Genomic DNA, 12,646 nt, shown 5'->3' with positions numbered 1-12,646 from the left:
GGTAATTCGCCTGCCGGAGGCTACCGGCCGCGCGGCGGGTGGCGTCAGAGCACGCCGATCTCGGCCAGTGCCGCGGACAGTTCCGGCGGCAGGGCATCCTCGCTCTGCCGGGTGGCGGTGAGGTCGACGGGGCTGTCCTCGGGCTTGAGGTAGCGCCAGCCCTGGAACGGGCGGCGGGGCGCGGCGGCGACGCGCCGGATCTCGGGGTCGAGGACGATGGCGCAGCGGCGAATGCCGTCGCCGCGCGTCACCTCGTCCAGCCGCAGGACCCGCTGGCGGCACTGGATCACGCCCTTGATCACCCAGTAGATCGAACCACCCGCGAGGATCTCGTCCTCGCGCTTCGGCCACATCCGGGTGACGTGCCGCGGGAGGCCGTCTGCGGTCAGCGCGACGCCGCTTGCCTGCCACGCGGCAAGGTCCTCGACCGACTCCGTGCCGACCGACAGCTTGATCAGGTTGACGTGGCTCTTAGTGTTCTTGGGCAAGCGAACCTCTACATCTTGTGTGGACGTCGCGGCGTCCGTCTAATTCTGGGTCGTTTCCCAAGATATGCAATTGAGGGGCCGGACAACAAGTGCTAGGTTGGACGCTCCCCTCAACTCTAGTGCTGGAAGTTTGCCGATGTCTCGCTTTGCCGCCCCGATCGCAGAACAGGTCTGGGATATGAAATACCGTTTCAAGGAAGCGGACGGCACGCCGATCGACCGGTCGGTTGAGGATTCCTGGCGGCGAATCGCGCGGGCACTGGCCTCGGTCGAACAGGACCCCGAAGCTTGGGAGACCCCGTTCTACGAAGCGCTCGAGGACTTCAAGTTCCTGCCCGCCGGGCGGATCACCGCCGGGGCCGGGACGGGCCGCAAGGTGACGCTGTTCAACTGCTTCGTCATGGGCACGATCCCGGACAGCCTCGGCGGCATCTTCGACATGCTGAAGGAGGCCGCGCTGACCATGCAGCAGGGCGGCGGCATTGGCTACGACTTCTCGACCATCCGGCCGCGGGGTGCGGACGTGAAGGGCGTGGCGGCGGATGCCTCGGGCCCGCTGTCGTTCATGGATGTCTGGGACGCGATGTGCCGCACCATCATGTCGGCCGGGTCGCGCCGCGGCGCGATGATGGCGACGATGCGTTGCGACCACCCGGATATCGAACAATTCATCACCGCCAAGTCCGACCCGGCGCGGCTGCGGATGTTCAACGTCAGCGTGCTTGTGACCGACGCCTTCATGGAGGCCGTGAAGGCCGATGGCCCGTGGGAGCTGGTGTTCGGCGGCAAGGTCTACCACACGCTGCAGGCGCGGGACCTGTGGAACAAGATCATGCAGTCGACCTATGATTATGCCGAGCCGGGCGTGATCTTCATCGACCGGATCAACACCGCCAACAACCTGAACTACGTCGAGACCATCGCGGCCACCAACCCCTGTGGCGAGCAGCCGCTGCCGCCCTACGGCGCGTGCCTTCTGGGGTCGGTCAACCTCGCCCGCCTGGTGACCGATCCGTTCTCGGACGCGGCGCAGCTGGATGGTGCTGCGTTGTCCAAACTGGTCCGCACCGCGATCCGGATGATGGACAACACCGTCGACGCCTCGCAATTCCCGCTCGACGCGCAGGCAAAGGAAGCCGCGGCCAAGCGGCGGATCGGCCTCGGCGTCACCGGGCTGGCCGACGCGCTCCTCATGCTTGGCCTGCGCTACGGCTCGGACGAGGCCGCGGCCCAGACCGAAGCCTGGCTCAAGCTGATCGCGCGCGAGAGCTACCTGGCCTCTGTCGACCTCGCGAAGGAGAAGGGCGCCTTCCCGCTCTTCGAGGCGGAACCCTACCTGAACTCCGGCACCATGCGGGCGATGGACGACGATGTCCGCGACGCGATCCGCGACAGCGGCATCCGCAACGCGCTGCTGACCTCGATCGCGCCGACCGGGACGATCAGCCTCTACGCCGGCAACGTCTCGTCGGGGATCGAGCCGGTCTTTGCCTACAGCTACACCCGCAAGGTTTTGCAGAAGGACGGCTCGCGGACCGAGGAGAAGGTGGTCGATTACGCCGTGCAGATGTGGCGTGACCTCAAGGGCGACGCGCCGCTGCCGGACTACTTCGTGAACGCGCAGACGCTGCAGCCGTCCGAACACGTCAAGATGCAGGCGGCGGCACAGAAATGGGTCGACTCGTCGATCTCCAAGACCATCAACTGCCCCGAGGACATCTCGTTCGAGGCGTTCAAGGACGTCTACATGCAAGCCTGGGACACCGGCTGCAAGGGCTGCACCACCTACCGCCCGAACGACGTGACCGGCTCGGTCCTGAGCGTGTCGGAAACCACCGAGGCCGCGCCGGGCGAAGAGCCCAAGCAGGCGGTGCCCGAGGAAGGCGGCGACGTCATCTACATGCAGGACCCGATCGACCGCCCGCAAGAGCTGGAGGGATCGACCTACAAGCTTAAGTGGCCCGACAGCGAGCACGCGATCTACATCACGATCAACGACATCGTGGTGGGCGGGCGCCGGCGGCCGTTCGAGGTCTTCATCAACTCCAAGAACATGGAGCATTTCGCCTGGACCGTCGCGCTGACGCGGATGATCTCGGCCGTGTTCCGGCGCGGCGGCGACGTGAGCTTCGTGGTCGAGGAGCTGAAGGCCGTCTTCGACCCGCGCGGCGGCGCCTGGGTGCAGGGGAAATACATCCCCTCGATCCTCGCCGCGATCGGCGGCGTCATCGAACGCCACCTGATTTCGATCGGGTTCATCGAGGGCGAGGGGCTGGGCCTCAAGACCGACCCCCAGGCCAAGGTGATCGGCCTCGAAAGCGGCCGCCGCGGCAAGGCCTGCCCGTCCTGCGGCCAGTACGAGCTGGTGATGATGGAAGGCTGCATGACCTGCACCGCCTGCGGTCACTCGAAGTGCGGGTGAAGCCTGCGGGGCGGGTTTGATGTTCTGACTACCAATTCGTGGCCACCGGCGGGGCTGAAAAGTCCATTCGGCAATCATAAGAAGTCAATCGAGCGTCAGTGCCCGATTGACCAAAATCTCTCAGTGCTTTGGCTCGTGTGCGGACTCGGAGCTCATCATCAATGACGTTGGCGAATAATGGTTGAGCGTACGAGACTGCGTGGACCCCACTAAGGGCGATTCCAGCATGAAGCTGCAAAAAGAAAAGGGCGGCCGTGGCCGCCCTTCTTCCAAGGCTCTTTGAGAGTGTTACATCGTTCGCCAACGCAGAAGCAATTCTTCGACGCGCGCGAAGGCGAAAATGGCTTCGTGCCTGGAGTGTCGGCCATCACAGACCTTGTAGCCGTAAGTATCCGCCCCGGTGTCTTCAATTCGGTAGCTGAGCGACAGGAATGCTTCTCGCGCAGCTTCAGCAAGGAACTTCCGTTGCTTCGGTACTGTGATAACGGTGAGGTCGGCGATATCCCGAGAGCAATGGGTGTAGTGTCTGGCGACCCAAATGCGCACATGAGGCAGTACGTACTTCTGAGTCAGCCAGAGCGTAACGTCGCATATGTCCCGTTCTATTCCGATATCCTCCGGATGGACGCTCAGGCGGCGTTCCCGCGCCGCCTGCAGCCCACAGAGTGAAACCGTCTTAGTCGACATAATGAAACATGCTGAGGAGGTCTGTGAGGCGTGCGCCGTGCCAGCGAGTCATTTCGGGAACCGGCAGCCTGCGATCTTGTTCGATCCGGTCGAGAGCCGATGGCCTCTGATCCTCCAGAACGCGTCGGATTTCGCGCAGTGCGGCTTCGATGACGTCTGGATCCGGCATCGTTTCTCCGAATGCGCCATGCAGGTCACAGAACGCCTCGAAACCGACGGGGTCGTCGATTGCGTCCAGCAGGTTGAAGAGGCTTTTGCCGTGACGGCGAAGGTGATGTTCAGTCGAGACGACAGCATCGATGCGCGTCTCAGCGGTATTGGCGGTGCAGTTGAGCATAATGATCTCCCATTCATGCGGTTTCGGAAACGGTGTGTTGGAGTGCCTATTTCATCGGCGTCATCTTCCGAGGGCTGAGGAGATCCGTGGCTTGCGAGTTTTTCCTGTCGGTTCGGTTGATCGGTCGGGCTTCGGTGCTGGTAGATAGTATGTTGGTCGTTTCTCAGAGGAGCGAAGAAGAAAAATGACGCGGCACGGTGGTATCCGACATGAACCCGGTCCCCGCCCCGCGAGGGGCGGGGGAACGTCATGGTGCCTCTCTTATCCGGCTGACCTTGGCCGAGTGCAGTGCATCGTCGAGCTGACCGGCAAGCAGACAGACATCCAGCACGATTGGATCGTCCGGCTCCAGCTCCGTGATGTCGACGTTGTCCCAAGGATCATCGTAATCGAGGAACAGAATGCAGCGAAGTTCGTCCAGCATGTGTCGCACGCGGCGTGTGATCATCCCAGGCTGATCGAGGCCGTCGAGGATGGCCCTGACCAGCCGCAGTCCGTGGGAACCAGCCAACAGATGGGCTGCATTTCCGAGTGCTTCACTGTTCTCGGCAATGAACACCCGCAGTGGCACTTCTGTATTGGTTAGGGCACGGCACTGGGCGAGCGGTGCCATCGTGTTGTGGAACATGGGTCCTCCTGAGTTTCATGGTTCCGGTTTTCGGTCCGGGTCAGGCTTGTCGAAGGGCCATGTACGTGATTGGCTGCCGTGCCGGTCGCGCACTTGTGCGACGAGGAACTTGCCGGCTGTGTGGAGTTCTACCTTTCTTTTCAGCTTGATGAGTTCGTTTCATTCCGTTGGAAGTGATATTGGACAATGGTCGTTTGAACGAAGAATTTTCTCTCTAAGAGGTGTCACGGGCACCGTGTTCTTGTGTGCGGATTTCCGAGCGCAGTGGCAATTTCTGACATTGACTGGTCACGTAGAACGGATGAGCGATTTAATACGCTTTCCAGGTTCCGCGACTTCATGCGGATACCCCAAGGAGACATTCAAGACGCGCGTTTCGCCTATCACCGTGTCGACGGCGTCATGGCAATGTCCGAACAACCAGGTATGTGGGCGATGCTCCTTAATGAAGTCGCCGAGATCGCTTGCATAAGCGGCTTCTACGCCATGGCTGTGTGCGCCAAGGACTGCTGGATGCGGGGCGTGATGTGTGACTACAATCGTCTTGCCGGAGAATTCTTCACGTAGCTTATTGCCAAGCCATTGAAGGTGAAGTCGATGTTGATGGATAACGTCCTTCGGGGCCAATGCACGATATCCGTCGTTCGCAACGCGGATGAGCCGATAGTCGTTGAGTTTCTCTGGAATGTCATCTTCGTTCCAAGTCCTCCCTTTCCCAAGGTCGAAATCAGTCCATAAGGTCGCACACAAGAACCTTGTGCTTCCCATGATGATCTCTTCGCAGTTCACATAGTTCACGCCCGATGATCCTGCGATCTCCGCAAGCCTTTCTTCTTCATCGATGCGAAACTGGTAGTAGTCGTGATTTCCTGGGAAAACAGAGATCCTCTCGGCGGGAAGCATCTGGGCGAGCCGGGTAAATGCGGGCCTCCATCTTATGGTCGGCTTGTTGGTTACGTCGCCTGCAAGAATTAGCACTTCGAGTTCTGCGATATCTTGCTCAATATCGGAAAAGGGATCCCGTCCTGCCTTGTTCCAGAGGTCCAAGTGCAGATCGGAGATAACCATGAATTTCATAGTGGTGCCTCAATTGTATTGCGATAGTCGTGTGTCGGGTACTGATCAGTGGCGAAGAAGACGGCGCAGAGCTGGAAACCTGGTCTTGGCTCCCATCAAGGAGTGCCGCAGGCCGTTCAAACTTTACGGCCGACACGACGCGTCAGGCCGCGACATGTGCAGTAAGGGCAAGTGCCAGTGCATCCTGCTCGTCGTCCAATTCTCCGATTTCGATCAGGAGGTCGTACATCCGGTCGGTGATCAGGCACAGCTCTTCCACTTCGGGACCCGCGGGGTCGAGGAGGAACCACGACGTGAAGTCAGGTTCAAGTTCTTCGACAATTGGATCGAGGCACAGGAGACGGTGGAGGTCGACCAACCTCTGACGCATCGCTCTGTCCAGGCGCGTTCCTTTGCGCAACTCTGACATGAGCCGCAGGACGAGCGCGCAGCCGGCATCGCCGGCGATCAGATCAGCGGCGTTGCACAACGCTGCGCCGTGTTTTCCGAAGTGCGCGCGGACGGCAGCGAGTTTCTGATCTGCGGACAGGGTCGTTGTGGGGAACGTGCGTAGCATGGTGGTCCTCCTGTAAGATGTGTTTCTGCCATTCGTGGCAGCCTCAAGTCTGTCCCATGTCGTTTCACAGCGGACCCTGATGTGGTTGCTGAGCGGCCCTTGTAGGCGTTTCTCGACATAGAGATTGGCCCGCAAACCGCCGAACGAAGAAAAAACTCAGGCAGCGCTCGCTGCTGCTGGAGAATTCCTCTGGCGAGGCGGACATTCGGCCCCATAGAGCCGAATGACGACGTCGCCTTTGGTGCGGCGGTGCTATTCCCGGTGCCACTTTCGCCTTCATAAAATCCCGCTTCGGGAGCGCGGACGGTGATCATGGCGGCCGTCCTGCCAAGGTGCAGAAGAGTGATTTCGGTCAGCCGAACAAAAAAGGGTTTCCCGCTTATCCACCAAAGAAAGCGTCGGGATCTGCACCGACATCTGCAATCCTCAAAGTCGGCTATGCGGACGTTGCTTCCGTTCGCCGCATGTGATCGAGTTGCGCTGCGCCCGCGAAACCACGAGTGGGGAAGGGCGGAAAGCGGTCGTTCGCGGCGCGCCAAACGAATGTCCGGAAATGATCGCGCTGTCCGCCGGTTGCATTTACAATCTGCTACCTTGCACCTCTGCCGCGTGGATGCCGAGCATCAGCAGGCCGGGCCAGAGCAGGTAGGCCTCGATTTCCACGTTTTCGCCGAACGACAGCAGCAGGATTGTCATGACAATTCCCAACGGCAGTCGGCCACGCGGGCCGCGGGCGGCGTCGGTGAGGGCGATCAGGGTCTGCCACGCAATCGGCACCGCCCAGGCCAGAAGGCCGACGACGCCCTTCACGAAGAGCAGGGCCCACCAGGTGTGGTGGCTGCCGATCGGCATGTACTCCACGATATGCGGGCCCGGCTGTACGGTGCCGTGGCCGAACCAGTAGGCCTCGTTCTCCCAACGTTCGGCGGCGATGCGCTGCAGTGTGGCCCGGACGCGGGTGCTGTCGGCGCGCGCGCCCTTGAAGGCGGCAATCCCGTCGGTGACGGCGCGGGCCAGCGCAACGCCCGCCACGGCGAGCGAGGCGGTCAGCCCCGCCAGGACCTGCCAGGCCCAGCCCCGCAGGATCAGCGGCATCAGGCGCGGCCCGACGGTGCAAGCCACAAGGCCGATCAGCCCCATGCGCGACTTCGAGAACAGGATCATAGCGACCCCGGCGGCGAGACCGATATTGCGCCATGTCTTGTCCCGTTCCTCCAGCGCGAAGCAGACCTGCACCACGCCGAGGAGTGCGGCAAAGGGCGACCACGGCGCATAGAACTGCCAGCGCGGCGTCCAGCTTGCCGGGTCCCAGGTGAACAGGAAGACCGAGAAGTATTCGGGCCCCGGCCCGCCGATGGCCTTCAGCGGCGAGGTAAAGATGCGCTCCGGCAGACCCAGATGCGGCGCGGCGAGGAGGACCGGGAGGAGGATCAGCGTCCATAGGCCGATCATGCATTGGCCACGTATCACGACCTCGCGCCGGATTGGCAGGACGGCCCCGGCGAAGGGGAAGAGCGCCAGCAGCGCCCAACCCTTGGCCCAGCCGATGGAGGATTTGATCGTCTGCTTGGTTCCGAGGCCCCAGTTCAGGTGCCCGATCCAGAGCGCGACCAGCATCACCGCCATCCCGATGATCCAGGCCCAGACCACTGGCGGCACCGGTCCGCGGGCCCGCAGGTCGGGGCGGATCGCCGGGCCGAGGTAAAGCACCAGTGCGGCCAAACCGGCGAGCAGCCAGGCCAGCACCGGGCCGACGACGTAGAGCGCGCCGACGAAGTAGAAGGGCCAGGTCCAGCGGAGCGTGGCGTGGACCATCCGTTCGGCGGGGTTCTGGGGGATGACGGGCGACGTCATTCCGCAGGCACCATTTGTGCTTCGCTTGCGTGGGCGGGGGTGATCAGGCGGTCGATCAGCGGGCGTCGCATCCATCCGAGCGAGAAGCCTATCAGCATGAAGATCGTGGCGGCCACGCCCGCAGCCATCGCCAGCTTGCGCCGCGGCGATGACGGGTCGGTGGGCAGCGACGGGTCCTCGAGCACCTGCACCAGCGGGTAGGACGCGAAGAGGTCGGCCTTGTTCGTCTGGGTCCGCGCGATTGCGGAGGCAAAGACCGCCTCGGCCACGGCGAAGTCGCGCTGCAGGTCTTCGAGCCGCGCCGCGGGGTCGATCAGCGCCATCTGGCGGGTGCGGGCGGCCCGCAGCCGGGCGTCGGTTTCGGCCAGTTCGGCAGCAAGCCCCGCGCGTTCCGCGTCCAGAGTGACGAGGTCGGAGAGCAGGGCCGCCCGGTTGCCGACGTGCGAGATGTCGAGCGCGGCGAGCGCATCGTGGCCGAGGCCGGTGATGGCGCGGGCCCGCGCAAGGGCGGCCGACTGTGCCGTCGCGTGCCCGTCGCGGGCGGCCCGTACCTCGGGGTGGTTCTCGCCGAACTTCGAGCTCTTGCGGGACAGGAGCGCGGCCTGATCCGACATCTCCTCGACCAGCGCGGTGAAGGCGGTGTCGGCATGCAGCTTCAGCGCGGCTGAGGCGAGGCGCGGCGTCGTGCGAAGGGCGGCGGTCAGGGTCGCGACTGCCTCGGACTTGTCGGCGAGTGTCGCGCTCATGTCCTGGACGCGGAGCGCGAGGGTATCGTTCTCGGCCACGAGGGCCTCGAACTGGGCGGCCGAGATCAGGCCGGTCTCCCGTTGCAGGCGCGAGATCTCGCTCCGCGTCGCCAGCACTGCCTCGCGGTAGTCGCCGATTGCCTCGCCCGCGCCGGTCTCGCGCATGTTCAACTCGTCGGTGCGCAGGGCCTCGACCTCGGAGAAGAAGGCCGACAACAGGGCGTCGCCGCGGGCCTTGGCGTCCTCGGGCGAGGTGCCGGTGATGGAAACGTGGATCAGGCCGGTCTGGTCCACCAGCTCGATCCGCGGCTGGCCGAACGTGCGGGTCGGCATTGCCATGCTGTCGGCAGCGGCATCGAGGATGCGTTCGGCGGCCAGCAGGCGCTTGTAGGTTTCGGTCGGGCTGACCGAGGAATGTGCGTAGGGCGAGCTGGCAAAGGATGACGCCTGGCCGATCCGGTCGAGGTTGACCGAGGCCGAGGCGCCAGAGCCCGGCAGGATCAGCGACAGGCCCGAGGTGTAGCGCAGCGGAGCCGTCGACAGGTAGGTGGTGATCGGCGTCCAGATGCAGACCGCGCCGATCGCGAAGAGCCCGAGGTATCTTGGCAGGCGCCCGGCATCCGCCAGTCGGCCGCCGCGCAGGATGCGGGCGAAGGTCAGGCCACGCAGCGGGCTGCGGACAAGGGCGGGAACGAAGGACCTGGGCAAGAGCGGCATGGCAAATCTCCTTGTCCGGAGATTTACACGGGCCCGGGCCTCGACGCGCCCGCGCGGCGGGACAGGGCGGCAGCGCGGGCGGGCAGGGCGCCTACCCGGAGGGATAGGTCAGAAGAGGCCCTGTTCCTTGGCGATCATTGCCGCCTGGGTCCGGTTGGCGGCGCCGATCTTGCGGTAGAGCGTCTTGACGTGCAGCTTCACCGTCGGCTCACGGATGTCGAGATCGCGGGCGATCTCCTTGTTCGATTTGCCTTGGGTCAGCCCTTCGAGAACCTGGAGCTCGCGCTGCGACAGGATCTCGGCCAGCGGGTGGCTTTCATCTTCTTCCTCGGCCCGCATGAAGTCGAGCGGGGCGTACTGCTCGCCCATGGCCATGAAACGGATCGCGTTGATCAGCGACTTGGCCGACAGTGTCTTGGGCAGGAACCCCGCAGCGCCCGCGGCCAGCGCGGCCTCGGCGACCTCGCGGCTCGCGGTGCCCGAGATGATGGCGACGCGGTGCGCGCCGTCGAGATCCATGACTGATCTGAGCCCGTCGAGGCCGTTCATGCCCGGCATGGTGAAATCCAGCAGGACGAGGTCATAGCCATGACCCGCGGCGATCATCCGTTCGGCGGTTGCAAGGTCTGGCGCGGACTCGGCCTCGATGCCGGGTTCGTTGCCGATGTAGAGCATCAGCGTGTCGCGCAGCAGGTCGTGATCGTCGGCAATCAGGATGCGCATGGCGTCTCCTCCCGCGTGTTGCGGCCGGGACGAGTTCTGGGCCTCTGCCGTCACGGCGCGGGTTTGAAAAGTCATTGTGTCTGCTCCTTCCCGACCCGGTGCCGGACATGCCGGACCGGGCGCAAAATCCCAAGCATTTAACCATGCGAATTGGGGCGAAAAAAGGGCAAGGGCGGTCAGGTGCCCTATCCGGTCGGATAGGCCCCGCTGACTGTATTCGCCCCGACACGCACGCGGGGAGAGGTCGGTTCACCGCCTGAAAACAACGCGATCCGTTTGGCCGTCGGCCCTGTCCGGCCGCGGCGTTGAGCGCATTCGATCCCCTGCGGCATCCCGGTTGGCAGACATCGACTTCACGGAGTTGCCGACCATGACCTTCGCCTACCACGCCCCCGCAGCTTTCCGCGTCCCGGCCGGGACACCCGCCATTGCAACCCAGGGCGCCGACCTCGCGCATGTCCGTCTCTTCGGTCTCGACGTCGTGTCGGCCCGCACCGCAACAGTGATCGACGCGCTGCTTTCGCCCGGTCGCCGCAGCCGGGTCGCCTTTCTCAATGCGCATTGCGTCAATGTCGCGGCACGTGACCGGGATTACGCCGATGCCCTGGCGACCGCCGACATGGTCCTTCCGGACGGGATCGGGGTGGAACTGGCGGCGCGGATGACCGGTGCGCGGATTGCCGAGAACCTGAACGGCACCGATTTCACGCCCGCCTTGCTGCGGGGCGCGGCGGCGCGGGGGATGAGCGTCTTCCTCCTTGGTGCCCGTCCCGGCGTGGCAGAGGCGGCGGCGAACCGGCTGTGCCTCGAGATCCCCGGTCTGCGGGTCGCGGGGACGCGCGACGGCTATGAGGGGATGCGGGACGAGGCGGCGACGATCCGGGCGGTCAACGCGGCGCGCCCGGACATCGTGCTGGTCGCGGCGGGCGTGCCGATGCAGGACCTCTGGCTTGCGCGGAACGCGCACCGGATCGACGCGCGGATCACCCTCGGGGTCGGCGCATTGTTCGATTTCCTCGCTGGTCGCGTGCGTCGCGCGCCCGTGGCTGTCCGCAAGCTGCGCGCCGAATGGGCGTGGCGCCTGGCGATGGAGCCGCGCCGGATGGCCCGCCGCTACCTTGTCGGCAACGCCACCTTCCTGGCCCGTGCCGCGCGCCACGCCCTTCGCCGGACGGATCGGGGCACGATGGCGGCGCGAGTGATCGACATCGCGCTCACCGGCGCGGCGCTGCTCTTCCTGGCGCCGCTCGCGCTGCTCGTCGCGGCGGCGATCAAACTCGACAGCCCCGGGCCGGTCTTCTTCCGCCAGATGCGGGTCGGGCGCGACGGCGAGCAATTCCCGATGCTCAAGTTCCGGTCGATGCATGTGGATGCCGAGGCACGCCGCGCCGCACTCCTGGCCACTTCGGACCGGGACGGCGTCTGCTTCAAGTCCCGCAGCGATCCCCGGGTGACCCGGGTCGGACGCCTGCTGCGACGCTTCTCGATCGACGAGATGCCGCAGATCTGGAACGTGCTGCGTGGGGAGATGTCGGTTGTCGGCCCCCGTCCGGCCCTGCCGTCAGAGGTGGCCGAATACCCGGCGCGGGCGCTGGAGCGGCTGTCGGTCAAGCCGGGGCTGACCGGTGTCTGGCAGGTGTCCGGTCGCGCCGAGATCGGGTTCGACAAGATGATCGACATGGATGTTGCCTATGTCCGGTCGCGGTCGATGCTGCTGGATCTCGTGATCATGGCGATGACCTTCCGCGCGATCCTCGGCGGGCGCGGCGCCTACTGACCCCGCGCGACGGGCGGCCCGCCTATCCGAACGGGTAGGTGGGCTGGCCCGATGCCCATGTGACAGGGCGACCGGCGCCGTGCGACACATTCCTTCGAGACAGACACCGGAGGACCACACGACCATGGCACCATCCCTGATCCGCGCGGCGACATTCGCCGCGATCCTTCTGCCGCAGGCGGTTTCGGCCGCCGACCTGCCCAGCCCCACGGGCGACGTCGTGCTGACCGTTTCGGGCGAGATCGCCAACACCAACGCGGGTGACACCGCGCAGTTCGACATGGCGATGCTCGAAACGATGGACCCGCTGACCTTCGAGACCGAGACGATCTGGACCGAAGGCGTGCAGAGCTTCACCGGCGTGCCGCTCATCCGCTTGATGGAGGCGGTCGGCGCGGATGCCGACGGCCTGAGCGCCACGGCGATCAACGACTACGCGGTCAAGATCCCGCGCGAAGACTGGGTTGAGGGCGGGCCGATCGTCGCCTTCCTGCAGAACGGCGAACCGATGTCGGTACGTGACAAGGGGCCCCTCTGGGTGGTTTATCCATATGACGAGGTAGCGGAATACCAGAGCGAGGTGACCTATTCCCGCAGCATCTGGCAACTCGACCGGATCGCGGTCGGCGACTGA

11 protein-coding genes are annotated in these 12,646 nt (G+C 64.4%); 3 read left to right on the top strand and 8 right to left on the bottom strand.

Translation table 11 applies throughout. The features are described 5' to 3' along the window. Window positions 1-44 precede the first annotated feature (44 nt). On the bottom strand, window positions 45-488 hold the full coding sequence (locus tag ACE2AC_RS09280) for a DUF1489 family protein (protein WP_375691810.1): 444 nt from the start codon (window positions 486-488) through the stop codon (window positions 45-47). 136 nt (window positions 489-624) lie between these two features. Here ACE2AC_RS09280 and ACE2AC_RS09275 point away from each other — a divergent pair, with 136 nt between their 5' ends. Continuing rightward, window positions 625-2,910: an adenosylcobalamin-dependent ribonucleoside-diphosphate reductase gene (locus tag ACE2AC_RS09275; protein ID WP_375691809.1), complete on the top strand. Its 2,286-nt coding sequence runs from the start codon at window positions 625-627 to the stop codon at window positions 2,908-2,910. 676 nt (window positions 2,911-3,586) lie between these two features. Here ACE2AC_RS09275 and ACE2AC_RS09270 read toward each other — a convergent pair. The 7 genes from ACE2AC_RS09270 to ACE2AC_RS09240 all read right to left on the bottom strand — a co-directional run bounded on the left by ACE2AC_RS09270 (window position 3,587) and on the right by ACE2AC_RS09240 (window position 10,235). Next, window positions 3,587-3,934 (bottom strand): hypothetical protein, encoded by a 348-nt coding sequence (locus ACE2AC_RS09270; protein WP_375691808.1) that lies wholly within the window; start codon window positions 3,932-3,934, stop codon window positions 3,587-3,589. 247 nt (window positions 3,935-4,181) lie between these two features. Beyond that, window positions 4,182-4,562, bottom strand: coding sequence for a hypothetical protein (locus ACE2AC_RS09265; RefSeq protein ID WP_375691807.1), 381 nt, complete (start codon window positions 4,560-4,562; stop codon window positions 4,182-4,184). A 288-nt stretch (window positions 4,563-4,850) separates the two neighbouring features. After that, entirely contained in the window at window positions 4,851-5,639 is a 789-nt protein-coding gene (locus ACE2AC_RS09260) for a metallophosphoesterase (RefSeq protein WP_375691806.1), read from the bottom strand. A gap of 142 nt (window positions 5,640-5,781) precedes the next feature. Further along, complete coding sequence (locus ACE2AC_RS09255) at window positions 5,782-6,195, bottom strand: hypothetical protein (RefSeq protein ID WP_375691805.1); 414 nt, start codon at window positions 6,193-6,195, stop codon at window positions 5,782-5,784. A 579-nt stretch (window positions 6,196-6,774) separates the two neighbouring features. Further along, window positions 6,775-8,049, bottom strand: a complete 1,275-nt coding sequence (locus tag ACE2AC_RS09250) for an O-antigen ligase domain-containing protein (protein WP_375691804.1) — start codon at window positions 8,047-8,049, stop codon at window positions 6,775-6,777. Continuing rightward, window positions 8,046-9,512: a GumC family protein gene (locus ACE2AC_RS09245; protein ID WP_375691803.1), complete on the bottom strand. Its 1,467-nt coding sequence runs from the start codon at window positions 9,510-9,512 to the stop codon at window positions 8,046-8,048. Before ACE2AC_RS09245 ends, ACE2AC_RS09250 begins: the two co-directional genes overlap by 4 nt. 108 nt (window positions 9,513-9,620) lie before the next feature. Next, window positions 9,621-10,235, bottom strand: coding sequence for a response regulator transcription factor (locus tag ACE2AC_RS09240; protein ID WP_375691802.1), 615 nt, complete (start codon window positions 10,233-10,235; stop codon window positions 9,621-9,623). A 370-nt stretch (window positions 10,236-10,605) separates the two neighbouring features. On the opposite strand from ACE2AC_RS09240, the gene ACE2AC_RS09235 reads away from it, so the two are divergent. Continuing rightward, complete coding sequence (locus tag ACE2AC_RS09235; protein ID WP_375691801.1) at window positions 10,606-12,012, top strand: WecB/TagA/CpsF family glycosyltransferase; 1,407 nt, start codon at window positions 10,606-10,608, stop codon at window positions 12,010-12,012. Window positions 12,013-12,136: 124 nt separating this feature from the next. Further along, a complete protein-coding gene (locus ACE2AC_RS09230) occupies window positions 12,137-12,646 on the top strand; it encodes an oxidoreductase (protein WP_375691800.1) in 510 nt (169 codons plus the stop codon).

Origin of the sequence: Pseudooceanicola sp. LIPI14-2-Ac024, from assembly GCF_042188925.1 — a bacterium.
Classification (GTDB): domain Bacteria; phylum Pseudomonadota; class Alphaproteobacteria; order Rhodobacterales; family Rhodobacteraceae; genus Pseudooceanicola.
This window is presented reverse-complemented; position numbering and strand designations above follow the sequence as displayed.